The organism is Psychrobacter sp. UBA3068, assembly GCF_002366815.1.
Taxonomy (GTDB): domain Bacteria; phylum Pseudomonadota; class Gammaproteobacteria; order Pseudomonadales; family Moraxellaceae; genus Psychrobacter; species Psychrobacter namhaensis.
In genome coordinates, this window is the sequence record NZ_DFBY01000019.1 from 1 (window position 1) to 26,589 (window position 26,589).

Here is a 26,589-nt window from a genome sequence, read left to right on the forward strand (position 1 = left end):
GGATTTGACGGCAGGGGTCAAACTTGTCAAAGGCCAAATCCATATCCTCGTTTTGCTGGACTGATTAAGCAAGTTGATAAGCATGACATGCTAACTTCTTTATTTCTGACTCCTTATGGTCAAGGGTGGGAAGCACTTTTTGATTTTATTTATTCAGTGAGAAATGACTTAAGTAAAGCAACTCGTAAGCATATTACGGAAGTAATCAAAGAATGGTGCGGTATTATTAATATGTTTGATGACTTACCTGAAGCTGCAAAAACAGTTGGGTTATTAGCTATGTGGTTGCTAGAACCTTTAAAAAATAGTTATCGAGATAAAGAGCAACGCAAAGAGATAATTAGCGCATTATTGAAAGTTGTACCAGCAATTCAAACAGAATTTAATGAGCTAATTTTGCAAGACGTTCTTGTTGTCAAGAATAATCCCATAAGATTGCCATATGTTGATGAATTAGTAGGTTTAGCTCTTAATGGATTGAATACTCCCATTCTATGTAAGTACTGTCCTGACCTTGTGATCAAGTTAGCCATGCATGAGTGGTTATTAGAGGAGGTGGAGGAACAAGACCTTTCAATATTTGGATTATCTAGAAATATTGATGTGGAAGAGTCTTTTGGAATTGATGAGATGAGGGAGCTATCACCTGCAAGTGGTGCAAAAGGGCCATTCAAGTATTTATTTCAAAACCATCCTATGAAAGCACTAGCTTTCTTAATCGAGCTATGTAACATCACAGCGCAGAAATATGCTGAATCTGATCTATCGTCATCTTCTATTAATAGTCAGGAAGAAAGCTTTATTAGTGATTTCTTCAGTACAGAACTTACAGTAAAAGAGGTAGAATTAATTCTAAATGATGGGTCTGTGGTGAAGCAATACGCTTCTCCTCATCTTTGGAAAGGATATCGAGGGCATTCAACATTACCTGACGTACTTCAATGTGCTCTCATGGCTTTAGAGAACTGGTTAATAGGTTACCTAGAGGTGTGTAGTGATGATAATCAGATAGAGTTTATTTATGATTATTTATTGCGGAATAGTAATTCTATAATGCCTACTTCCGTTCTGTCATCAGTAGCAACAGGATTTCTTAAAAAAGTAGGTAAATCTTCGTTACCTTTATTAAGAACTGCTGATTTATATGGTTTAGATTTGAACCGGAAGTGTCAAGAAGGAGGAGCTAACGAGTTACATTTCTTTATGTCGCAAGAGCCTATGACGAAATTATATATTGCGGAACGAAGAGACGCAGCACTCAAACCGTGGAGGCAGAAAAGTTTAGAGACACTTTTATTTGAAATGCAGTTTGATAATGATTTGAGAGATGATGCCATAGAAGTTGTTGAAAAATTAACAAATGAAGCAGTGAGCCGAGAGGAAAAGTCTCTTCGATATATGATTCGTCGTGTTGATACACGTATGATGCAAGCCGTTCAAGATAAAGAAAATAATATAATTAGGTTTCAAAATACTACTGAGCTTCCATTAGAAATGAGACAAGAGCAAAGGGAGCTTAGCGATCGTTTAGATAAAAGTAATAAAATTAGTGCGTTACAATTATGGTCAGATAGTTTATTTAAAGAAGATGTTTTTAAAGAAAAATATTACTCTACATATCAAGAGGCGTTGATAGAAGCAAAGTTACTGCTTGAGTCTTTTCAAAATCGTGAGGTTTATGGTTTAGAAAGAATAGCTATTGAAGCAATAGCAACGACTGCCGCAGTTTGTGTTCGTGATAATTTAGACTCGTTGCATGATGAAGACAAAGAGTGGTGTACTAATATTATTATTGATTCAATATCTATCAATGCAGATGATATAGGAAATAGTAGTAACGTCGTTTCACTCGGCGCAGGGGCTTGTGCATACTCTCTATCAAAGCTATTTACTTTAGACCTCGTTGATAGTCAGAGAGAGAAGATAGAATTAGCTTTAGCAAAAATGTTGACTCATATAAATTCTGGAGTTAAAAGTTATGCAGCTAAAGGAGTTCGAGATTTCTTGTGGTCAATAGATCCGAAGCTAGCTGCTAACTGCTTAGCTGGAGTCGTTGAGTATGCAAAGTTTTATAAAGAAACTATTTCTTTACGAAGACTCCATCACTTAAGAGAGCCTGAAAGAATAGCTGCACTTAGCAGTTGGAAAGATTTAATTGAAGAATTTCGAGTTAAGTTAATCAGTGGTAGATTCGAGATTAATGTTGATAACATTAATCTAACTACCCATAGTTCTTCACTCATATATCTTCCAATGCTTATGATTCCCTTAAAAGATGATAATCCTAATTATATAAAGTTAATAAACAAGATTGTTGGCTTTGCATTTGAATCAGAACATAATCGTGAAAGTCTACCTAAGGATCAAATAATAAATCAAAAAGAAGAGATACGTAAGTGCTTAACTGAACACCTTATTTCTTCAAGAGCGGATGGTTTTGAAAATTTCAAAGACTTGTTGATCGCAGGATGTACTAAAGCACCAAGCTTTATGTACTTTGTGAAGCTATTATTTGAAGCAGAAATGGACAAGCAAGAAGATTTTGTTTCAATATGGGTGTTTTGGTCTATATTGGCTCAAGGCGTCCATGATATAGCGTTAAATGATATAGATGATCCTTACATAGGGCATCAAAATGACCTAAATAACTTGCTACGTAGTATGGTGTTTCTTGGATATACGTGGAACGGAGTTGAGAAAGATATAAGTTTCATGAAAGTTGGTGCTAAAAATCTACTGGAATTTGCGAGTAAATATAATAATAACAGTAATGTATTTAAAGGTTTGTCGGCCTTAATTTATGATTTTTATGACGTTTTCTTCAGTGAAGGTATCTATATACTAGCTGAGAATCTCTCTAATAGTCCTCAACTCATCAATAGGCAAGGAGATACAGCCTTCTACTTAGAAATGATATTAGGACGATACCTTCAATTTGAGGAAAGAGGTGTGTTGAGTCGTAAAATGTATGATGTTTGCTTGTTTCTACTTACTAGTCTCGTTGAGACTGGATCTGCAAGAGCATATTACCTTCGTGAGAATTTGGTTAGATCAAGAAAAGTTAGGTAGGTTAAATAAGTTTACTTTCCAATGAATATAGTAAGCTATTACACTTTACATTTTTTGTCAGAAACTAAGTGATACTACTACCAAAATAGTGGTTATATAAAAGGAAAGTTTACAAAATTTGCGACATGATGTTCTAATGATATACGTAGTATGGGGTATGCATATTTTTATAAGAACTACCTTTTTGAGGAATACGTAATCCAATAGTGTTGATTAAGCTAGATAGGGCCTATGTGAATAGGCTCTTTTTTTATATCTAAAGATCAGGTCTTAAAATAAACGTAAAAGGTAAACCAGGAGCGTCACGTTGAGAAAAGCAATTGTATTTAATTAATAGAGTGTCTTATCAATAAAAATAAAACCTTTGTTTATTTTTAATTTAACGATCTTTTATTTATTATCAATAATTTGTCATAAATTTATTCTTAAACAGTTTAGTCAGTATAAAAAACTAGTAAACATTAATTCGAAAAATCACAGCTATCACACGTCTATTGATACTATCTGGTCAAGTTGAATAGAAAATCTATAGTCATTACAGTGAGTTATTGACCTAGATTTTCTGTGTATGCTTTACAACTGTGACCCATCAGAGACTGTGTAGATCCTGTCCCCGCAGCCCTATATTTTTTTATGTTAGTTAGCATTTTTTATATTGAAATTTATAAAAACTACCACTCATATCCTATATCAACCGTTCATTCTATTGGTAATGATTAATGCTAACAGTCCCTTAAAAGAGATTGATATACTCCCTTCAAATTAATGGCTCAAACAATATTAAAGGTTGAACTGCCAGTTAAAACCACTTTCTATTACGAATAGAAAGTCAGATTTTGACCATCAAACGGCTTAAAACATAAAAAATATTTGGTCGGCAGCTGACGATAAAGGTGCCTACTTTACGGTTAGGGTTGGGTATAAAGCATGAATGACAGTGATGTGTTTCGAAAAACGGATCTAGGTAGAAAGGAAGTGAAATCTCAAAGTCTAGGGATACTACCGCGAGACGCCAGAACATTACTCATTATGATTGATGGCAAACGGAGTTATCGCAGTTACCTTGATACGCTTGATAGCAGCAAGATGTTTGCGAGCTTTGGGGGCGTGACGCCAATTTTTGAGCTGCTTTTAGAGCTTGAGTACATTGAAGTTGCTGGCGCTGATAGTGCTGCTACCCAAATGCCGATAGCCTCTCAGTCTCAATTATCGCCACAACCTACTACTACAGACGTTGACACGGAGATTGATCACACTTTCCGGAGTAAAGCTGCAAGCAAAATGTCAGCGATAGGCAGAAAATCAATTGGTAGCCTCTTCAAAAATAAGATGCCGTATGCCAGTTATGAGACGATAAAGTCAGATTTGGCTGCCTATATCGAAAGACATGCGCCTCCTGTAGAGGCGTGGGGTTATTTACTTATGTTAGAGCAGTGCGAGGGTAGCCGGCAATTATTGGTTTTGGTACAAGAGATACAGAGTACCAGTAGTGGAGAGCTGGCGCACGGTATGAATGAGTTTACCCAAAGAATTCAGTATTAATGGTGAGACGATCATAAGTAAACAGGTGTGACTCATTAAAGGGATTTTTCTCTTGATAAGTGGTGCGATCGGTTTAGGAGCTTTTCTAGAGTGGCCACTTTTTATTAAATGCAGTAAAAAACGATTATAAGTAATGCAATGGCTGATCTATAAACGTTACATTTCTGGACTGTTTTTTAGTTTGATGGAAGCGTCATTGGTCTTTGTTTTAACAGAGTAAGGCTCGCTAACAGAGTTATAATTTTTAACCTTTCATGGATTTATGTTTATTTATAGATAAGTCGTACTGATTTAAGCGTCACTCCAAAAACAATGTTTTTTGAATTTAAAACTATCAGTACGTTTTTATAAAAAGTCTTAAATAAAAAACGGCTTCTTACTTAAGTTTACTTTCTACTAATAGTCAGTGTAAAACTATAATAATTTACTATTGTTTTAATATCTGTTTTTGTTTATATTGTCTGCGCTTACGAATAATGGGATTGATCCTATTTTCACCCACAAAAAAGACATTCATTCACAAAATCTATAATACTGTTTAATGAATGATGAATGAGCAATTCTTAGTTCTTAATAGTTAACAATATGCCTATTAAGGTTATCTCTCTTATTTTACAGTTGGATTCACTATGAGCAAAAATAACGCAATTGATTTAGACAGTCTAAACGTTGATGAGCTACGCGCCATCACCGAAAATGCCCAGCAGCTTATCGCTCAAAAACAACATCAGCGCTTGTATGATGCTTACATGCAGTTTGAACAAATTGCCGAAGACAGCAATGCGACTATCGAAGAGATTTTAAAAGCTGGTGAAAAGCTAGAGAAAAAACGCAGTATTAAATATCGTAATACCAGTAATAACGAAGAGACGTGGACTGGCCGTGGTCGCAAGCCAACGTGGTTGGTTGACGCTCTAGCAGCCGGTCGTGATCTTGAAGATTTTGCTGTCTAACACGTCTTATTTAGACATGCCAAATTGCACATGCTGCGTTGTTTTTTAGGCTGATATCTAGGGATTTATTTAAAAGTATTAAGCGGTATTGTAATCAGCCCCAGCGCTTATCAGTAGACAGAAGCCAGTATCTTTATTACCAGTATTTTGGTAAAAAGATACTGGCTTTTTTGCTGTCATCTATAGGCCATTGTTTGTTATGATAATGACGTTTTTGTCTTATATAAGAGTTGTGCCATCGTGCCTCAAATATCTGCGTCGTCTCATAAGCGCCCTCGTAAGCTTTGGTGGCTAGTCGGGTTTGTATTGTTTGCGCTGTTTGTCGTGTTGCAGATGCCAGCGGTGTGGCTCCTTGAGAAGTATGCGCCAAATACGCCTTATGTACAGCACGTGTCTGGTAATGTGTGGCAAGGCTCAGTCATTTGGCAGCTCCCTTTATCAGCGACAGCGCTTACAGGTACGGCTGAGTGGTCGTGGCAGCCATGGCAGCTGTTATTAGGTAAGCTGGGGGCAAAGGTCGATATCCACTCAGGACAAACCCGCCTCAATGGCCAAGTAAAAATAGGGTTTAATTCGTGGCAAGTAGATGACATGAGCGGGAAAATTGCCCCTGAGACGTTAGCCCGTGTGGTCGATTGGCAATTGCCGAATACGCCGATTCAGGTCAATAACGTTGTGCTAAAACGCCAGACAGGCTCAAATGCAGCAAACAACGACTCAGACAAAAAAATCGCTGGATTTAGTCAAGCGGATGGTCAGTTGACATGGGTTGGCGGTGAAATGGGGTATCCTAGCGGTAATAAGGTCTTTTATATCACGATGCCTACGATGCGTGCTGAGCTGAGTGTGGAACAAAAGAACCATAAAAACCTGTTGCACATCAATCTGTTAAACAACCAAGATAAGCGCTTAGGGGACTTATATATCGATGGCGACAATATGCTAGATGTCAGTTTGACGCAGCGTTTGTTAGAAAATATGCCTGAGTATAAAGGACAAGCGCCGCAAGATACGCCAGTCGTTAGTGTCCGGCAGCCGCTACTAAGTGGGTTGGGGACACGCTAGATGAGGAATGTTGCCACCAGTGTAAAACCCCTGATTAATATCCTTAACCGCTGCTCAGGCTGGTTGCTGTTATTAGCCATTGCTTGGTTATGCTGGACCGCCGCGCGATTGTTATGGTTATTGTTGGCCGCGCCATTAGCCCCCGCATTGCCATTAGCGCCTTTACAAAACAGCTCTGCCTCTGACAAAGACTACAGTGGCTTGTTCGCTATTTTTTCTGATCCCGATCCTGTCACGGCGGCCGTGCAGCCGCCGCCTAACGTGGGTTTAAAAGGGGTGTTATTGGCCATACCAGAGAGTCTGTCTTCAGCATTATTAGACGTCAATGGTGAGGTAAAAAATTATCGCATCGGTGATGGCTTAAAAGACAGTCACTATACGCTTGTCGCTGTCGATTGGAATTCGGTTATTATCGCTGATGCGAACGATAAGCAAACCGTCATTAGCATGCCAGAAGCCATGCCACTAGACCAAAGTGCGATGCTAGCAGGCGCAGTGAGTAACCAGCGTTTGCCCGATACCAGTATGCTACCGACCGCTCCTCAGCCCGCGCAAGATATTGGCGCTGAATCGACCGAGAGAGGTAGTGAAAGCAATCCGCAATCGGCCATTGAAGAGGCGGTCACGGCATTGCAAGAAAATCCAGCCAGTTATCTGAGTAGAATGGGGGTGATGGCTGCAGGGGAAAGTTATCAAGTCACGGCGGCCATGCCCTCTAAACTGCGTAACCGCCTAGGGCTTGAGCCCGGTGATAAGGTACTAACCGTAAATGGGCAGAGTGTGGGTAACAACCCTGCACAGGATGCTGGGGTACTACAACAGGTACAGCAAGCAGGTGAAGCGCAAATAGAAGTGCAACGTGGCGAGCAAGTTATTACCATTCGTCAGCAGTTTTAGACCCCATAAACTGCAGACAGCTCTTATGTTAAATAAATAAACAGTGGTTTCGTGCTGCGGCAAGCGGGCGAGCGCTTAGTCATTTCAGCACACAATAAACTCAGTACATACGAAGCATCATCACGGTAGGTAATCATCCATATGGTCAGTTTTCATAATTTTTCAGTCACGCCTTTGCACCATGTTTTGCAGCGTCTGATGCGGCTGTGTCGTCCTCTTTGCCTAGCCGTGCCATTATGGGCCGCCAGTATAGGGCTTGCGAGTGCTGAGAGTTGGAAGGTGAACTTACAAGACGCTGATATCAAAGCCTTTATCAATGAGGTGGCCACCATTACTGACCAAAACTTTGTCCTTGATCCACGTATCAATGGCAATGTCACGGTGATCTCTAATAAAGCCTTGTCCCGTGATGAGATTTACCAGCTGTTTTTGAGTGTGATGCAAGTGAACGGGGTGGCCGCAATCGAGTCGGGAACCACCATTAAACTGGTACCAGACAATATTGCTAAGCAATCAGGCGTCGCTGTAGATTTGCGCGGTGACAGTGTCGGGGAGGCTCTGGCAACCCGCGTTATTTATTTGACCAATACCCAAGCCGCTGAAGTGTTGGGTGTTATCAGGCCACTGATGCCGCAGTCCGCTCATGCCGCTGCGGTGCCGGGAGTCAATGCACTGGTATTATCCGATCGTGCAGACAGTCTTAATCAGCTGACGGCACTTATTCGGGATCTAGACAGTAATGTTAATGATAGCTTGCGTGTGATACCACTGCGTCATGTCGATGCTGAGCGTATGATGGATCTGATCAGCTCACTGGTAGCAAGTGCTGCTGGTGGTCAGGCACAAGGCGGTAATCAGCTAAAGGTGATTGCTGATACGGCCAGTGATAGGCTGTTGGTTAAAGGCAGTCCTGAGATGATTGCTAAAGTCCAAGAAATGGTCAACCAGTTAGATACCACGCCCACAAGACGGTTAAGTGGTCTGCGCGTCTTTCGATTAAAATATGCCAGTGCCGGTCATATTGCAGAAATGCTACGTGGATTGCTTGCCAATCAGTCAATTAATAGCAAGGGTGCCACCTCTTCGTTAGAGTCGGCGTCACTGAACGATGCGAGTAGTACAGGAGCGGCTTTAGCTAATGATGCTAGTACCCTTAATAGTAGTGCTACGACCTCAGCGACATCCAGCACAAGCGCAAATAGTACGGGTACAGGGGTGGGTGGCCGTCCCTTTAGTATTATCGCTGATGAAACGCAAAACGCCATCATCGTCAATGCGGCACCTGAGCTGATGTTTGAGATTGAAGAGGCGGTCAATCAGTTAGACAATCGCCGAGCGCAAGTATTGATTCAAGCCGCTATCGTCGAAGTCTCAGGTGATGATGCCACCCAGCTTGGCGTGCAATGGGCGCTAGGCAATGCCAATAGTGGCTATGGGGTGATAAACTTTAACAATGTGGGGGCAAGTGCCGCCTCCCTTGCCGCCGCTGCCTTATCAGGTGGAGGTACAGCCGGCATCAGCGCAGCAGCAGGCTCGATAGCTGGGGCGTTAATTGGTATCGGTGATAGCAGCAAAGACAGCCAAGGGAATACCCAGTTTTATGGGGCTATCTTGCAGGCGCTTGATTCTTCTACCAGTGCAAACCTGTTGTCTATGCCATCGATTTTGACGTTGGACAACGAAAAAGCCAGTATTTTGGTTGGGCAAAACGTGCCTTTTGTTACTGGCTCTTTTACCACCAGTGGCAACAATTCAAATAACCCGTTTCAGACCATTGACCGTCAAGACATTGGTATTAACCTAAATGTCATACCGCACATTGGTGACAATGGCACAGTTCGTTTGGAGGTCTCGCAAGAAGTCTCGTCGGTTGTCCCAGGCAGTACGGGTAACGCGAGTGGTTTGATCACCAATAAAAGCCTTATTAACACAACGATTTTAGCCGATGATCAGCAGACCATTGCGCTCGGGGGGTTGATGCGTGACAACACCACCACACGTCAACAAAAAGTTCCGGGCTTGGGTAATGTACCCCTCATTGGTCGCCTGTTTCGCTCTGACAATGATACGACGCAAAAAAGCAACTTAATCATCTTTTTACAGCCAACCATCCTTCGTGATGGCGGGGCGGTCGCTAGTGTCACTGAGCGCAAGTTCAATCAGATGCGCGTACTGCAGTTGGTCATTGATAAAAACGGTACGATCAAACAACTGCCATTGAGTGGTACAGAAGGCTGGGATGGTAAGGTCAGTGCGGATTATGAATTGATGCCGCTTAACCCGCTTATTCCTAAGCGCGATCAGACACCAAAAGCCGCCCCTCAGGGCTTCACGAAAGTGGATAGCCCGAGTAGTGGCATAACCACTTATCCTTTGAATCGTTAATACCTCAACAAATGGCTGTTTCATGCTACCTTAATTAAATGACCGTCTCTTCTTGCCACCACCTTTGAAAGTACGGAGTAATGTGACAAGGCGCCTTGAACGTAAGTGATATCGCGTCTTGATTTGCGTATTGATAACACAGATAAACACAGTACTTTTTATTTCCCCGTATACTAGCTACTAGTTAGGCATTGATGATGAACACTTGCTGATAAATCCTATAGATAATGATATAAAGGTAGAGGTGAAGACGTTGACAAGCCATCCTAATACAAAAAAGTGGTTGATTTTAGGGGTGATTGCCACAGGTTTATTGGTGATTCCTCGGCGTAGCAGCCAAAAAGCTGATATCAACTTATCTGACAAAAACACTGTAAAAACCAAAAGTAACATCATTAATAGTGAGCAAAGAACAGCTAAATAGCGGCGTAGAAAAAACGCCTTTAGTGACCGTGACGGTTTTGTGGTTCACATAACGCCTCACCTTGTGAAAAAATATTAATTTGGAGTCTAACCATGACCCCTAACGACTTATCTACCGTGTCTACACAGACGCCGCCTGATATTTATCCTCTCATCGACACCCATACTCATTTTGATATCCCAGTGTTTAACGATGATAGAGAGCAACTCATACAGCAGGCCTATAAGCAGGGTGTGCGACACCTTGTATTGGTCGGTTATTTATACCGGCATTTTGAGCGTATGTACGATACGAAGCAATTACTGAATAAGCGCTTGCCATCTTCTACACTAGAAGCTAACGGACAAGATCAGACCCATACCAACATTCATATTGCGCTAGGTTTACATCCTTTTTATATTGAACAGCATCGCGAAAACCATTTAAAAGAGATGGCAAAAATGATTGCTGAACAGCGGCCGCTCGCAATTGGTGAGATTGGTTTAGACACCTTTACTGATGTTATGAAAACGCCGGAGGTGCTTGCCAAGCAAGAGCGTTTTTTTAAGGCGCAATTGGATATGGCAGTGACTTATCAGCTACCAGTGATGTTGCACATTCGTAAGGCCCACGCAGAAGCATTGGCCATACTAAAAGCACATGACTATGATGCCCATAAGCTGGGCGGGATCGCTCACAGTTTTAGTGGCGGCGAGCAAGAAGCAAAGGCGTTTGTGAAGTTGGGATTTAAGCTTGGGGTTACTGGTCAAGTCACCAACCCAAACGCTAAGAAACTGCGTCGCGCTATTCAAGCAGCCGTTGACAGTTATGGTATCGAGTGCTTGGTGATAGAAACCGACTGTCCGGATATGACGCCTATCATGTGTCAGACAAAAGAGGAGGATTCATCAGCGCTTGGCAGCAGTCCGGCCAATGAGGAGCGAGCTACGCCAGTACATAATAGAAATGTACCAGCCAATCTAGCGTGGGTGGTGCTGAGCCTAAGTGAATTACTTGATGTACCACCGTCTACTCTGGCTGAACAATTATGGCACAACAGTTGCAACGCTTTGCAAACGACATGGGCTTATTCTCCCTAGGCGTTGCCATCACTACCAATAGCGGACACTACCAAACGTGATGTATTAGGAGCCATTTATTGGGAGTTACTGAAACGCGAATGAAGTAGTAACGAAAGCCCGCACAACCAGAACCAGAGTAATCAACACAATCTAAAAGAGCCTATAATCTGTGATGAGTGAAACCCAACCATTTGACCAACCAATGACAGAACCTGTCGACACTGACGCTTCTGTCATGCAAGATACCAATACAACTGCAGAAAATGAGCAGTATGAACGCCGTTTCCAAGGAACACGGACACTCTACGGCGCGTCTACAGTGGATACTTTTGCCGCCGCCCATGTCTATGTTATTGGCATAGGGGGCGTTGGCTCTTGGGCAGCTGAAGCGCTGGCTCGAACGGCAGTCGGTACGGTTACGTTGATTGATTTGGACGTGTTGGTGGCCTCTAACGTCAATCGGCAGCTACCAGCGCTAGACAGTACCTTTGGTCAAAGCAAAATTGCGGCGATGGCAACGCGTATGCGTGAGATTAACCCAAAGGTAACCCTAAACTTAATTGATGATTTTTTGACGGTAGACAATGTAGAGAGACTACTGCCCAGTCGCCATGAAGCAAAATCCGCTGCAGCAGCAGGCAGACCTATTGTGGTGCTAGATTGTGTCGATGATATGAATGCTAAGCTCGCCATTGCTCTGCATTGCCGTTTTAATAAACTAAAGCTGGTCTGCGCCGGCGGGGCTGGTGGTAAAACAGACCCGACTCAGATCAGGGTCAGCGACTTACGCGAGAGTTACCAAGATCCACTGCTTGCCAAACTACGGAATAAGCTACGCCATGAAAAAGGCATCAATAGCACGCTAAAGGAAAAGTTCGGTATCAAATGTGTGTATTCTGTAGAGCCGCCGCGCGTAGATAAACACTGCCAAACAGGTGGCCTGCACTGTGGCGGTTATGGCTCAGCAGTCGTTGTTACCTCCGTGGTAGCGATGATGATGGTGAGTGAAGCGTTACAGTTGCTGATAAAACAGACGGTGTGAGGCTGCGCGCCTGATATTATTTAATGGAGTCTATCTTGTCTATGTTTAACTCACCTACACACAGTTACCCAGTAGCGGTAGATGAAGAAGAACGCATTAATAAGCTGAGGAAGTATCGGGTACTCAATAACAATGATGAGCCTGCATTTGAGCGCCTTATTGCGCTGGCAAAGCTGTTTTTTGACATGCCAGTCGTTGCCATCTCCTTCATGGATGAAGATACCCAATATTTAAAATCTGCCCTTGGACTTGATGGGGTGTGCCAAACGACGCGTGAAATCGCTATTTGCAATTATACGGTACTCTCTAACGAGGTTTTTATAGTACCAGACTTAGCAAAAGACAGTCGGTTTAGCCAAAATCCGTTAGTGACAGGGTCTCCTTATTTGCGGTTTTATGCGGGCGCGCCCATCATTTTGCATGAGAACAATAAAAGCTACCGTTTAGGCTCTTTATGTGTGATGGATATGAAGCCGAACCATCACTTTAATGACCAACAAGCGCAGGTGTTGGCTCAATTTGCGATGATGGCAGCCGATGCCTTGCAATTACAGGATAAGCAGCGCGAAGCTAAACATGCCAATGAGATGAAGTCAGATTTTTTGGCCAATATGAGTCATGAAATCCGCACCCCAATGAACGGTATTATTGGTATGGTAGAGATGCTAGGGGAGACTACACTTAGCAGTGAACAACAAGAGTACGTGGATAATATCAAAGTGTCTAATGAGCATTTGATGGCCATTATCAATGGGATTTTAGACTTATCGAAAGTAGAGTCGGGAAAAATGACCATTGATTCTGTGCCAGTTAATTTGTCTGCATTGTGCAATGAGGTGGTCAGCCTCTTTGCGGTCAAAGCCCGTCAGCGCGGTTTGATTTTAGACTACCACTATACTGAGTCGTTATCGACTTATGTGCAAGGAGACCCAGTACGCCTCAAACAAATCCTAGCAAATCTCGTCAATAATGCCATTAAGTTTACTCGTGAAGGTGGGCGAGTGAGTATCGATGTCAAACACGTGCCCAACTGCCATTGTAACGATCATGATGACCAACGTTCTAAAGAGTATGAATTTACGAGCGCTCAAAAAAGCAGTTCGGGTAAAGTTACCACTACCAGTGTGCCTAATGAAGCCATGACCTTATGTATCGAAGTCACAGATACGGGGGTGGGTATCAAAGCCGAATCATTGGAGGCGATATTTGATGCCTATGATCAGGCAAATAAATTCACCCACCGGCTCTATGGCGGTACTGGTCTTGGGCTGTCTGTGTGTAAATCGTTGGTTGATTTGATGGGGGGCTATATCGATGTAGATAGCAAAGTTGGGGTCGGTACGACTTTTAGTGTTTTATTGCCGCTACCTTCTATCGATGAGCATCAATATGAGGCGTGGCAGGGCTTAAACGATTTGTCCATCATTGCGCCCACCCATGAGCGTGCGGGGCATATATTATTGGTTGAAGATGATACGGTCAATGCGATTATCGCTAAAAAAGCGCTAAACAACAGTGGTCATACCGTCACTCATGTCACGGATGGACAACAAGCCATTGAGATTTTTGCTTTGTCGCCTGAGCGCTATGACGTTATTTTGATGGACCATCACATGCCAATTTTGGATGGTGTACAGGCCACAATCAAACTGCATGAACTCTACGATCCCCAGACACTACCGCCCATTATTGCTTTGACTGCCAATGCGATGGATGGCGAGCGCAAAAAATATCTAAACGTTGGCATGCAGGATTATTGCACTAAGCCTTTTAAACAAGAACAGTTGAATGCGTTGGTTCAATACTGGCTGATCCAAAAACAATCCTCAGCAGAAGAATAGCGGCAAAGTGCTCTATTAAGGGGCATCCATAGTGACCGCCCCACGTAAAAAAAGCGGAGCCACTTATCACGTGGTTCCGCTTTTTTATTGAGAACTAGAGAACAGCCATTTATTGTTTAAAGGCGATGCTATAGTTTACAGGTGATTAGTTGACGCGAGTTTGGTAGTCACCAGTGCGAGTGTCGACACGTACAATTTCGCCTTGTTGTACAAACAAAGGTACACGTACTACCGCACCGGTTTCTAGCTTAGCAGGCTTACCACCACCGCCAGAGGTATCACCGCGCACGCCAGGATCCGTTTCCGTGATTTGTAATTCAACAAAGTTAGGCGGGGTGACTGATAAAGGCGTGCCGTTGAATAAGGTAATAACGCATAGGGCATTGCTATTTTCTTTTAGCCATTGAGGCGCATCACCCATCGCATTTTTGTCCGCTTGGATTTGCTCAAAGCTCTCTGGATGCATAAAATGCCAAAACTCACCATCGTTATATAGATAGTTCATTTCAGTGTCCATCACGTCAGCAGCCTCTAAGCTGTCGCCTGATTTAAACGTTTGTTCCAATACTTTACCACTACGAAGATTACGCAACTTGACGCGGTTAAAGGCTTGGCCTTTACCAGGTTTGACAAACTCGTTTTCAAGGATGGCGCAAGGATTGCCATCGAGCATAACTTTTAGACCAGCTTTAAATTCATTCGTAGAAAAACTTGCCACAAGAGACTCCTAGGGGTTGTAAGTATGATGATAGGTCGTGCTTACTGTACAAAATGCTGTGGTTACGCCAAGTGCTTAGAAGGTAACGGCTATACTTTGATAGGGTACACCGTAAGGGCGTATAATAACGCCTTTTAGGCACAGATAGTAGGCTGTCATGATAAACCATTTAATCACACAAAAAAACTGGCAAACGCAATTATCCGAAGCCATTACCTCCGTTGATGAGCTGCTAAGCATCCTACAGCTCGAATCCCTACGCGCAGAGGTCTATGTGCCTAAGCATTTTGAGCTGCGAGTACCGCGCGCTTTTGTGGCAAAAATGACCATTGGTGATCGTAATGATCCTTTATTAAAACAGGTTTTGCCAGACCAACGTGAGCAGATCAAGGTGACGGGCTATGTGGCGGATCCCCTAAGCGAGAACACGCAAAATCCAGTAAAAGGGATGCTTCATAAGTACCAGTCGAGAGTGTTATTGACCATTACGGGCGCTTGCGCGATTCACTGTCGCTACTGCTTTCGTCAGCACTTTGACTATAGTGCCAATATGCCAACGGCGGATGCGAAAGAGAATATCATTAACTACATTACCGCCCATCCTGAGATTAATGAAGTGATTTTAAGTGGCGGCGATCCGTTAAATGTGACAAACAGGCGTTTATTTGCATGGTTAGATACGCTAGAGGCCATACCGCAGCTCACCACAGTTCGGCTACACACTCGTCTGCCTCTGGTCATTCCAGCGCGTTTAGACGAGGCCCTATTGGAGCGCCTGTCTCAAAGCCGCTGTCATATCGTGATGGTGATTCACTGTAACCATGCCAATGAAATCGATGTCATGACGGCACAGTACCTACAGCGCGCTCGGGCAGCTGGCGTTACTCTGCTCAATCAAGCGGTTTTATTAAAAGGGGTTAATGACAGCGTTGAGGCTCAAACACAATTGAGCCAGCGTTTGTTTGCCTCTGGGGTGCTGCCTTATTATTTGCATGTCTTAGACAAAGTGGCGGGTGCGGCTCACTTTGATCACGAGGTGCGCTCGGCAGTTGCGCTCTATTGGTCATTGCTTGCGGCACTGCCCGGCTATCTAGTACCTAAGCTGGTAAGAGAGCTGCCCAATAGACCTTTTAAGGTGCCGATTGATATTTACAGTGACACTTAATAAGAGCGCTGTGTTATATTGGAAAATTAGTAAACAAAGAGTGGTTATTAGAAAGTAGGTAGATCAGTTTGGTTGTAAGGCGCGCGGGTTCAACAGTCGTATTCTCTACGAGTAGCCAAACCTTATGTTATGACTAAAATTTGTCTCATTTGTAGGTTAAAATGAGGTCACGCCCTAGTTACTAGGAATACTGATGATCACTTTATCGACGTTGCAAGCGTATCTATCTGCTCCAGAATCCCTATCCCCTTCCACGAATCAGTCGGTCAATGGCCAAGCGCATTATTTGCTCAAGTTGTTGACCACCTTACCTTCACAAACACAAGCGAGACAAGCTGAGCACTTAGAAAAAGTACTCACGATATTACGCGGGACCAATATAGACGAGCAGCAACGTCTTAAACTCACAGCGGCTGTGATCGCAGCCTCAGACCAACTGATTGCCACGCTACGGCAGTACTATATTTACGAAACAGGAGCGCTCAGTGATGCTCAGTTAGCGTATGTGGCTCAGACAAAGTCATTGTACTATCTCACTATTATGGTCTATGACACAGTGATACGCCATAAAACAGCACGGCTAAAATCTCAGCACAAACCCTCCAAAAACAAAGGCTGGCAGCGCTACTTTAAGACCGATAAGCCGGCATCAATGACGCTTGCTGTTGCTATTTACCAAACACTGCTAATGTACCAAAAACTACTGGGTGAAGATGCGATTTGCTATCAAGCCGCCTCACCTTACTTATGGTCAAAAATCAATCAGCTGTACCATCTTGCTTATCAGTACCATCTAGCTGACACTGATTTGAGAGCAACTGGGATCATAGTCACCCACGCTGCTAACACGATACATCAGTTATACTGCCAAATTTGTTTGCACAGCTTGTTAAATATGTGTGCCATGCGTCGTCCGCATATCCTACTCGCACAACGTTTGTTACCTGACTGGGCCAAGCACCTCGTCGCAACGATAGAGCCAAAAACTGAGACGCGGGTATTTGTAGACTTGCAAGGTAATCATCCGCCCACCTATTTGACGGCTAGTTCCGATATCAATCCATACGACGATTGCTGCCATTGTTTATTTATAGACTTGGTACCGATGGTTGAGTATTTTGAATCCCGTATAAAGGCCTTATGTAGTGAGAACAGCGAAGGGGTTGAGTGTTATTTGTTAAATAAAGTGTCAATGACGATCGCTTATCGATATTTACAGCGACCATTCACGCAAGCGGCTAAGACTCAGGCCAAACGAGCGGCCACTTTGGTTGCAGGCTTTAACAACATTCATTATCGTGTGGGTTGTTCGCCCAGCTTTGCAAGCTTGATTGCTACGGAGCAGCTGCCGGAAGAACAGCGACCTCGTTATGATACCGTTAGTCAGAAACAAGACAGTATTGACGTAGTCATCAGCGAAGCTGTTGATGATCACGGTGATAACTCCGTGTTTCGTACCCTACAATTACCAGAAACATCAGACAGGGGGTTGGCTGTTAAAAAAGGGATATTACAGACAATATCAAGTTGTGCTGATGTCGTAGTGGGTGACACAGGTGTGCTGAATAAAGAGCCGCGCCGCAACGAAAAGGTTAATGCTGTGGTTGTTGATAATGATGTGGCTACGACGGCACCGCCATCACTATACATGATGAGTCTGTTTTTAGTTTGCCGATCTGACCCGATCACACCACCTGATTGGACACTGGGGGTCGTGCGCTGGCTGAATCTTGATACTAAGCGTCCAATGATTGAGTGGCAAGTGCTGGGACACAAGCTAGTGGCTTGTGGAGTGCGTTTAGAAGGTAGAAAAACGCGTGGTCGTCATTTTGTCCCAGCGTTTATTGTTGGTAAGAGCGAGCAGCTACAAACTACGGGTACCCTGATAGTGCCGACCTCCTACTTTCAGACGGATGATAGAGTCATCATGCGCGTTAACACGAAACAAACCCCGCTGCGTTTGGGGCCCAGATTGTTTATCACAGATGAATTTAGCCAGTATGAGGTGGTCAGGCTATAGACTGTTTATTGTTTTATTAAAAACAGCCCCGTAGCGATATAAAGAAGTGACTCCTTAGATTTTCTTTTATACTCTCCCACTAGATAATGATGATAAGTTAACCTGCAACCCGTTGGATTATTGTCTATAATGACTGGTAGTATTACGCCAGTCTATGTGTTGCCTTTGGCTGACCAGCATGGCATCCTAATCTCAACAAGCATGCCCGTATGATAAAAGTCGCTTAGCCTAATTCCCATAGTGCTTGCTTGATTTTTGCCAGAGGTATCCGGTTTTAACAGTCAGACATAAAAAAGATCACAAGATTCAAAAGGCTTCTTATGCGCACTCAGTCCGTCTTAAATCTATTAGTCATCGATGACGATCAGCTCTACGCTGAGCGCCTTGTGCACTTGTTAGATGGTTATTATGACACCATAAACTTGGGGTTTTTGGACGATAAAGAGGAGTTGTTAAAGCTGCTGCGGCAACCTTGGGATGTATTGGTATTTGGCAACGCCTATGATATGAGCTTTACGGATGTCGTGGGCATCGTACAAGAGCAGGGTGTTGATCTGCCGATGATCTGCCTGATGAATGAAGAGATGGCAGCGAGTGCTAATGATGACGAAGGGTTCCCTGATATTATTAGTGGTACGATGGTCAAGGCTCTTAAAGTAGAGCAAGAAATGGCCGTGGTGATGTCTATTTGTTTGCAGCACGACAACTTACGTAGTCGCCGCGAGCTCAAAATGTTACGGCGTGTACTCTCTGAAGCAGAGCAGCGTGCGAATGTCTTGATTAAAAACTCTAAAAGTGCGGTTGCCTATATAGACCAAGGTATCCATATCTTTGCCAACGATCCTTATCTGCAGCTTTTTGGTTTTGAGTCGATGAATGATGTCATCGGCGTGCCTATTATTGATCTGATTGCTGGTGGCGACAACGTTAAGGGTTTCAAAAAATTCTTACGTCAATTCGATAAAGGCAGCCGTCAAGAAGTCGAGTTTGAGTTTGAAAGCGTGCGGACGGATGGTAGTACCTTCGAGGCGAAATTACAGCTGGCCGCTGCGACCTTAGATGGCGAGCCGGTGACTCAGGTCATTATTCAACAGAATAACACTAACAGTGCTGAGGTTGCTAAGCGGTTGGCAGAGGCTGAGCGTAAAGACAGCTTGACTGGCATTGACAATCGCCGCGGCTTTGAAGAGGAGATGGCAAGAGTACACCAGCAAGCGCGGCAAGGTCTGCTGACGGCGGCACTATTATATATACAGCTCGATAATATCGGTAAGATTAGCAGTAGCTTGGGTTTGCAAGGAATAGATGCGACCGTAAAGCAGGTCGCCTACACGTTAGATGAATTGATAACAGACGGACATGTGAGCCGTTTTAGCGACACTGGCTTTACTGTATTGGTAGAAGATAAGACAGCCGCAGAGCTTAAAAAACTGGCTGAGGTTATTGGTTCGCGTATCCGCGACATGCTTATCGAAGTGGATAAGCGTACGATCAGTACCACTGTTAGTATTGGTATTGTCAAAATTGAACAAAATACAGCAGAGCCTAGTGTGGTGCTTGAGCGTGCTATGGATGCTATTCATCAGGTCATGGTGGAAACCTCTAATCATGGCGGCACTTATCATATGTATGACCCAAGCGAACATGCCAATAGTGATGATCACGCGCTTGCTGAGTCTTTGATTGATGCCATTGCCAATAATCGCTTTGAGCTTTCATTTCAACCAATATATGACATTAATAATGATCGTAGTGATTTCTTTGAAGTGTATCTAAAATTGCCGCTGGCAGATGCTGACAACACAGTCTTGACCCCTGATCAGTTTATGGGTGTTGCCAAGACCCATAACTTGCTCGAAAAGATAGATCGCTGGGTGTTGATTAATGCGTGTAAAAAAGTCAATGAGGTACGTAAGAACCATCCTGAAGCCCGTCTGTTGGTGCAATTGACCAGCGCCTCATTAATCGATAAAAAGCTTCCCAATATAGTCAGTCAGCTGATAAAAGCAGTGGGCGGTGCCGCTGGGACGCTAACCCTTCAGTTTAACGAAAAAGCTATCTCGGATCATTTAACTGTCGCGAAAACGCAGTTTTCCGCACTGAGTCAAGTTGGCTGTCAGATGGGTGTTAATAACTTTGGTTCTTCGGCCAAATCTATAGAAATCGCCAGCTTTGTACAGCCAGACATGGTGCGTTTGGCCCGCAGTTATACAGAAGGTCTTGAGTCAGCGGATAATTTGGAAGCGGTTAAGTCCCTTATCGTGCGTACCAACGACATCAATGTCGATGTGTTGATGCCTTATATTGAAGATGCCGCGACCATGTCCATTTCATGGAGCGTGGGCGCGCGTTATCTGCAAGGGTATTACTTAGAAGAGCCTAGCAGCACCATAAAGGTTGTAAATTAAACTAAATATTGCCTAATAGTTTGGTGATCAGGTACAGCCAACCATTATTACTGCTATCGTTTAAGCGTTATTTGTTGGTGTAAACACTGATAAATAACGCTGTATTTTTATAAAAAGTTGTGGATAAGTGACAAATGATTTTGCTTTTTGCGTGCTTGCTCATGGCATCATGATTTATGTCGCTCACTCATGACTGACACTCCTCAACCAAAGATTGCCAAAAATGTTTAAGATCAGTAATTGTCAAGTAAGCGCTCTTTTTGCCGCTGTTTTATTACTCACTGCTTGTGAGCGTGTGCCCCCTGATCACCGTGCTCCTGTGACATTGCCTCTATATACTGAGGGTGATGTTGATAATGGGGCGATCATCTATCAAGACGCCTGTGGACAGTGTCATCAGCTCAATGCGGGTCTCAATAAAAAAGGGCCACAGCTGATGAACATATACGGAGCGCCAGCCGCTGACTTAGAGGATTTCACCTATAGTCAAAGCTTAGAGCAATCAGGTTGGGTCTGGGACGCAAAAACCCTTGATCCTTACATTGCCGATGCCCAAAAAGTCATGCCAGACTCAAAAATGCTGTCAAACCCTATGCCTGATGCCAAAGAGCGTGCCGATGTGATCGCTTATCTGTCCTCGCTTCGTGCTGCGCCGCCGATCGTAGAAGACAGTACCAAGTAACCTCTGATTGACCCTCCTGATTCCCATAAATAAATGAGCCAGTAATTGACTATGACCCATGCAGCGACCGACTACCACCACAATCAGCAAAAAATCGCACAGCTAATGGCACAGTTAAATCAAATTGTGTTGGATAAGCCGCAGGCGGTTAAGTTGGCGCTCAGTGGCATACTGGCAGGGGGGCATCTGTTACTGCAAGATTTGCCAGGGATGGGTAAGACGACTTTAGCGCAAGGACTGGCACAGTTGCTGGGCTTGAGTTTTAGCCGCGTTCAGTTTACCAATGATATGTTGCCTGCCGACATCTTAGGCATGAGTATCTATGACCAAAGTCAGTTAAAATTTGAGTTTCGTCCTGGGCCTATTTTTACGCAGCTGCTGCTTGCTGATGAGATTAACCGCTCTAGTCCTAAGACGCAAAGTGCGTTGCTAGAAGCCATGGAGGAGCGGCAAGTGACACAAGACGGACAAACCTATCGTTTGCCGCAGCCATTCTTTGTGATAGCGACGCAAAACCCGTTGCAGCAAGCGGGTGTCTATCCACTCCCTGAATCGCAACTTGATCGTTTTTTACTGTGCCTATCCTTAGGTTATCCGTCACCTGCGGCGGAGCGCGAACTGTTAAAAGGCCAAGATCGCCGTGAACTGTTAAAAGAGTTGGACACTGTGCTTGATACAGAGGCTGTTTTGTTAGCCCAGCAAGGGGTCAAGCAAGTGTACGTTGCGGATGTGGTATTGGACTATCTACAAAGGCTGGTTGCCAAAACGCGTACCAGCCAAGAGTATCATGGCTTATCACCGCGTGGTGTGTTGTCCCTGCAGCGTGCCGCCCAGGCATATGCCTATGTATCGGGACATATGGAGATGACGCCTGAAGATATTCAAGCGGTATTCGCAGCGGTCACTGACCATCGTTTGGGACAGCGTTTTGTCCCTGCGCATGTAACGGGTGGACAAGCACCGCAGACCATCGCGCAACGTATCTTGGCAGAAGTGCCCGTTATTGTTTAAAAGCTTGTTATCTAAAAGCTTGTTGTCTAAAAACTGTGGCCAAATATCATCATTATCGTCAATTCTAGGGTAAGGGTAGGGTCGTCATGAACTTTTTACCAAAAGCCTTAACCGTCCCCATTTCCTCAGCATTAAGTCGTTGGTTTGCCTCGCGTGCGCCCAAAAAGGACAGTGCGACGCTCAATTTGCGTAATGTCTATATATTTTTTAGCCGTGAAGGTATGCTGTTTGCGGTGTTATTGGTCATCACCTTTATTGCAGGTATCAATTATGGCAATAATTTGGTGCTGGGTTTGTGTTTTTATCTTGTCAGTGTTTGGCTCATCAGCTTTCATGTGACCTTTGCGCATATCTCAGGCGTGCAAGTACGCTTGTTAGAAGTAACGATGGCTGAAGCAGGTGCGTCTATCTGGGTCACTTTGCAAATACGTAGCGATAGCCGGCAGCCTAGACGACAGTTGTTGTTCAGTTTCGAGCAGTCCCATCATAAGACTGATAAAAGGGTTAAGAAAAAGACTAAGAATAATGAGGATAGTCAGCATTCTGTCTTGGTGACACAGCTACAAGGTGAGCAAGTGATTCGTTTGTCTGTGCCGACTCATAGTCGGGGGCAGCTTGAATTACCACGGTTAACCATAAAAACGGTTTATCCTTTAGGTATCATGCGTGCGTGGTCCTATGTGTATTTTGCGCGTACCGCTTGGGTCTACCCAAAGCCAGAAGCCTTTGATTGGCAAACGCCGCACACCGTGGCACACTTAGAGGATTTGCCAACTGGCGGACAGTATCGGCAAGGGCAAGATGATTTTGAGCGTCTAGACAATTATGTCGAAGGGGAGTCGTTGGCTCGTGTTTCCTGGGGGCATGTGGCGCGCGGTCAGGGCATGTTCACCAAGCATTTTGCTGGTCCTATCGGTCATGAGCAAACCTTAGATTATGTTGATATGCCCGCAGCGCACCATGAGCAAAAACTGTCACAACTGGCCTATGGCGTGATAACACTAGGACAGCTAGGCGTCCCATTTACAGTGCGTTTACCGAATGACGGACCCTCTGCTGTACCGATGGGTGAAGGCGACGGCTTTGCGCAAGCTTGTTTGCTACGATTGGCGAAAGTACCATGACGGACTCTCAACGTTTCATAAATATGCCTGCTACAAACGCATCTAGAGAAGTCTTGGCTGTCAGCACGGCGGGTTTTGAGCGTTTGGCACTGGGTCAAAGCCCTGTTGAGCGAAGCAACCTTGCTAGCGAAGACAAATGGTATCGCAAACTATTGGCGTTGCCTGCCTATTATTGGGTGCTAATTACTCAAGTTATGGTTATTTTACCTCATGCTGCTCACTTGCCATTATGGCTAATGGGGTTTGCGGTCGTCAGTATCGTTGCTCAGTTGCCACAAGCGAAGGCACGGTTTAGAGAAATACGCCACTTAAAACGTGTGTATCAAGGCATGCAAATGCTTGGATTTTTATTGGGCTTGGTAGGCTTATGGTTGACCTACAACACGGCATTTGGGCTGGACATGGGTGTGGCGTTTTTGGTGCTATGTCTTATCAGTAAGCTTTGGGAGCTCTATAAGCGCCGTGATGCCTATGTCATATTGAATTTATCGCTGTTTGTGCTTGCTGCGCTGTTTTTGATGGATCAAGGTCTGGTGACTACGCTAGAAGTGGTTGTCGGTGTGGTTATTGTGTTGTTAGCATTCATTGCGCTAAACGACGATGGCAATACTCGCGGCGAGGGTCGCTTGCGTACTTTAGGCGTATTGGGTATCGGGGCAATGCCATTGTTGGTCGTGCTGTTTTTGTTCTTCCCGCGCTTGCCACCGCTATGGTCAGTACAATTATCAGGACAGCAAGCGACCACGGGTGTGTCCGATAGCATGTCGCCTGGTGACTTTGCCAGCTTAGGTCAATCAACGGAGCTGGCGTTTCGCGTAGCGTTTGCAGATGACCGTCCACCGCAGCAGCAGCTTTATTGGCGAGGGTTGGTATTTAGTGATTTCGATGGCGTCACATGGCGCCCAAGCTCGCAGCCACGACAGTGGCAACCTTCACGGCCAGCGCCTACTTGGATTGAGAGTGCATTGACGACCGTCCCTGACGAGGTAAAAGCCGCCCCTACCCGTTACGAGGTTATTTTAGAGCCCACACAGCAAAGCTGGCTATTTGGACTCGACTATCCTTTTACTCAGAGGCAGGACGTCAGTATCACGTCAAACTTTACCTTACTCAAAGATCAACCCGTCACCCAGCAGCTTCGCTATGATGTCTTACAGTTTGCGCCAATGCGCATCGATCCCATTCTAGATAGCGAGTCGCGGCAGCTAAATCTTGCACTGCCAGCCGATGGCAATCCACAAGCAAGAGCACTGGCTAAGCAGCTTTTTGCCCAGTCAGGGTCAGATCCAGTTCGCTATATGAGTGCTATTGAGCGCTGGATTCATCAAACGGATTTTCGCTACACGCTATCACCGCCCCGACTAAATACCAACCGTATCGATGAGTTTTTGTTTGAGACCAAAGCGGGGTTTTGTGAGCATTATTCTTCCAGCTTTACCTTTATGTTGCGGGCAGCGGGTGTCCCAGCACGAGTAGTCGCGGGCTATCAAGGTGGTGAGCTGAGCCGCGGCGGCAATGTCTGGGAAGTGCGACAGAAGGATGCGCATGCTTGGACGGAGGTCTGGCTTGAGGGGCAAGGCTGGACGCGGGTAGATCCGACGGCTTTCGTTGCGCCTGAGCGCGTGGAGCAGGGTATGGATGCGGTGACTCAGTCACAAGGAGCCGCCATGTTTGGGGATGGCGCTGGGGCCCAAATCAGTTACCAGCAGTATCAAATGCTCCAATCCTTGCGGCGTTTATCGGATCAGGCCAGCTATTATTGGCAAAAAGACGTGGTCGGCTATGATCAGGATAGGCAGGCAGATTCGCTGTTAAAGTGGTTCAATATCCGCTCAATTATGCAGCAAGTTGTCTGGTTGGCTGCTAGCGCGATTATCGTCATGGTGGTTTTGATATCCATCATTTGGCAACGTCGACGCAAACGTTGGCATCCAGCAGACCAGCCGCTCGTGCAGCTCTCTAAACGTCTGAGTAAGCGTGATACTTTGCTGGCGCGAGAGGATAACGAAGGGCAATTGGCTTGGCTTGAGCGCTTGATAGCAACGATTGATAACCGCGACAGTCATGCGAATACTAGAAATGATGCCGTTAATAAGTCAGAAAAACGGGCTAATCCACAAGACAGGCAAGCAAAAATTGCGCGCATTCAACAAGATTATCGACAGTTACGCTATGGGCGTCTAAGCACGCTTGAAATCAGTCACAGTGACTACCAAAAAGCGCTAAAGCAGCTAAAGAAAAATGTACGCGACTTACGCTAAGCGCTTTGTTTTACGTTAGATCATAAACAGCTGCTGCTGATGACTGTGTTTAATCAATAATGTGAGCCAATAAACCCATTAGGAAGTTTTATGCGTACCACTAAAGACCGAATTCGACATGCCTTAGGGTTCGAAATTATAGGTCTGCTGATCTTTGCCCCATTAGCAAGCTTGGTGTTTGGCTTTGAGTTACATCTAATGGGAATGATGGCCTTGGTGGGTTCTATTGTCGCTACTATTTGGAATTATTTTTATAATATTTTGTTTGACCGCGCCATGCTCAAACTGTGCGGTACGCTACAGAAGACGGTTCTAATTAGAGTGCTGCATGCGATACTGTTTGAAGGTGGTTTACTACTGTTATTTTTACCCGTCATCGCTTGGTATTTAAATATTAGCCTCTGGGAGGCATTTAAGATGGATATCGCAATGGCGACCTTTTACCTAGTATATGCCTTCGTCTATAACTGGGTTTATGACCAGATATTTGCTATCCCGAAACACAGTTGAAGGGTGTTTTTGACGTTAAATAAGATGTATATGAGGGGCTGTGTTATGGCGATATATGTGGATTTTGTCCGTATAGAGTTTAGAGGGTTTAAGTGGTGTCATATGCTGGCCGATACGTTACAAGAACTGCATGACTTTGCGGCATGGATTGACGTCGATAAGCGTTTGTTTCATCGCAATGCCAGTTATCCACATTATGATATTACGGTACAAATGCGCGAAATAGCGATTGCGCACGGTGCTATCCCAGCCGATAGAAAAAAGATCATCGAGTGTGCCAAGAAGCTAAAGGTAGAATTAAAGGGTTAAACAGGGCTATCCGAGCTTTCTGAGGGCAGCTATTCTGCGAGACATCGGTAATACGGCTTCGCTTAAATTGGCAATCAGCTTTAACGGTTGTCTAATCATTGT

At 44.4% G+C, this 26,589-nt stretch carries 19 protein-coding genes; 18 read left to right on the forward strand and 1 reads right to left on the reverse strand.

What is annotated here, in order from left to right:
* The 9 genes from B2P60_RS04215 to B2P60_RS04255 form a co-directional block, all read left to right on the forward strand.
* Positions 1-3,069, forward strand: a 3,069-nt coding sequence (locus B2P60_RS04215; protein ID WP_286739615.1) for a hypothetical protein, incomplete at its 5' end; no start/stop codon positions are given.
* 927 nt (positions 3,070-3,996) lie between these two features.
* The gene (locus B2P60_RS04220; protein ID WP_286739616.1) at positions 3,997-4,611 is read left to right on the forward strand and encodes a hypothetical protein; all 615 of its coding nucleotides are present in this window, start codon (positions 3,997-3,999) and stop codon (positions 4,609-4,611) included.
* Between the two features lie 629 nt (positions 4,612-5,240).
* Positions 5,241-5,564 (forward strand): H-NS family nucleoid-associated regulatory protein, encoded by a 324-nt coding sequence (locus B2P60_RS04225; protein ID WP_193004717.1) that lies wholly within the window; start codon positions 5,241-5,243, stop codon positions 5,562-5,564.
* Positions 5,565-5,804: 240 nt separating this feature from the next.
* The gene (gene gspN / locus B2P60_RS04230) at positions 5,805-6,629 is read left to right on the forward strand and encodes a type II secretion system protein N (RefSeq protein ID WP_286739618.1); all 825 of its coding nucleotides are present in this window, start codon (positions 5,805-5,807) and stop codon (positions 6,627-6,629) included.
* Positions 6,630-7,526: a type II secretion system protein N gene (locus B2P60_RS04235; protein WP_286739620.1), complete on the forward strand. Its 897-nt coding sequence runs from the start codon at positions 6,630-6,632 to the stop codon at positions 7,524-7,526.
* Between the two features lie 141 nt (positions 7,527-7,667).
* Complete coding sequence (gene gspD, locus B2P60_RS04240) at positions 7,668-9,911, forward strand: type II secretion system secretin GspD (protein WP_286739621.1); 2,244 nt, start codon at positions 7,668-7,670, stop codon at positions 9,909-9,911.
* 516 nt (positions 9,912-10,427) lie between these two features.
* Positions 10,428-11,414, forward strand: coding sequence for a TatD family hydrolase (locus B2P60_RS04245; RefSeq protein ID WP_286739623.1), 987 nt, complete (start codon positions 10,428-10,430; stop codon positions 11,412-11,414).
* A 217-nt stretch (positions 11,415-11,631) separates the two neighbouring features.
* Positions 11,632-12,438 carry a tRNA threonylcarbamoyladenosine dehydratase gene (locus tag B2P60_RS04250; protein ID WP_286739717.1) on the forward strand — a complete coding sequence of 269 codons (807 nt, stop codon included), beginning with the start codon at positions 11,632-11,634 and terminating at the stop codon, positions 12,436-12,438.
* A 41-nt stretch (positions 12,439-12,479) separates the two neighbouring features.
* Positions 12,480-14,279 carry a GAF domain-containing hybrid sensor histidine kinase/response regulator gene (locus B2P60_RS04255; protein ID WP_286739625.1) on the forward strand — a complete coding sequence of 600 codons (1,800 nt, stop codon included), beginning with the start codon at positions 12,480-12,482 and terminating at the stop codon, positions 14,277-14,279.
* 145 nt (positions 14,280-14,424) lie between these two features.
* Here B2P60_RS04255 and efp read toward each other — a convergent pair whose 3' ends face one another.
* Complete coding sequence (gene efp / locus B2P60_RS04260; protein WP_193005443.1) at positions 14,425-14,997, reverse strand: elongation factor P; 573 nt, start codon at positions 14,995-14,997, stop codon at positions 14,425-14,427.
* Between the two features lie 157 nt (positions 14,998-15,154).
* Here efp and epmB point away from each other — a divergent pair, with 157 nt between their 5' ends.
* The 9 genes from epmB to B2P60_RS04305 all read left to right on the forward strand — a co-directional run bounded on the left by epmB (position 15,155) and on the right by B2P60_RS04305 (position 26,487).
* Positions 15,155-16,162: an EF-P beta-lysylation protein EpmB gene (gene epmB / locus B2P60_RS04265; protein WP_193005442.1), complete on the forward strand. Its 1,008-nt coding sequence runs from the start codon at positions 15,155-15,157 to the stop codon at positions 16,160-16,162.
* Positions 16,163-16,355: 193 nt separating this feature from the next.
* The gene (locus tag B2P60_RS04270; protein WP_286739627.1) at positions 16,356-18,182 is read left to right on the forward strand and encodes a hypothetical protein; all 1,827 of its coding nucleotides are present in this window, start codon (positions 16,356-16,358) and stop codon (positions 18,180-18,182) included.
* 320 nt (positions 18,183-18,502) lie between these two features.
* Positions 18,503-20,590 carry an EAL domain-containing protein gene (locus B2P60_RS04275; RefSeq protein WP_286739629.1) on the forward strand — a complete coding sequence of 696 codons (2,088 nt, stop codon included), beginning with the start codon at positions 18,503-18,505 and terminating at the stop codon, positions 20,588-20,590.
* A 223-nt stretch (positions 20,591-20,813) separates the two neighbouring features.
* The gene (locus B2P60_RS04280) at positions 20,814-21,272 is read left to right on the forward strand and encodes a c-type cytochrome (RefSeq protein WP_193005439.1); all 459 of its coding nucleotides are present in this window, start codon (positions 20,814-20,816) and stop codon (positions 21,270-21,272) included.
* A 51-nt stretch (positions 21,273-21,323) separates the two neighbouring features.
* Positions 21,324-22,283 (forward strand): AAA family ATPase, encoded by a 960-nt coding sequence (locus B2P60_RS04285; RefSeq protein WP_286739718.1) that lies wholly within the window; start codon positions 21,324-21,326, stop codon positions 22,281-22,283.
* Positions 22,284-22,369: 86 nt separating this feature from the next.
* The gene (locus B2P60_RS04290) at positions 22,370-23,407 is read left to right on the forward strand and encodes a DUF58 domain-containing protein (RefSeq protein WP_286739631.1); all 1,038 of its coding nucleotides are present in this window, start codon (positions 22,370-22,372) and stop codon (positions 23,405-23,407) included.
* Positions 23,408-23,430: 23 nt separating this feature from the next.
* Positions 23,431-25,668, forward strand: coding sequence for a DUF3488 and transglutaminase-like domain-containing protein (locus tag B2P60_RS04295; RefSeq protein WP_286739632.1), 2,238 nt, complete (start codon positions 23,431-23,433; stop codon positions 25,666-25,668).
* Positions 25,669-25,758: 90 nt separating this feature from the next.
* The gene (locus tag B2P60_RS04300; protein WP_230710712.1) at positions 25,759-26,178 is read left to right on the forward strand and encodes a PACE efflux transporter; all 420 of its coding nucleotides are present in this window, start codon (positions 25,759-25,761) and stop codon (positions 26,176-26,178) included.
* A gap of 45 nt (positions 26,179-26,223) precedes the next feature.
* Complete coding sequence (locus B2P60_RS04305) at positions 26,224-26,487, forward strand: DUF4031 domain-containing protein (RefSeq protein WP_286739634.1); 264 nt, start codon at positions 26,224-26,226, stop codon at positions 26,485-26,487.
* Positions 26,488-26,589 lie beyond the last annotated feature (102 nt).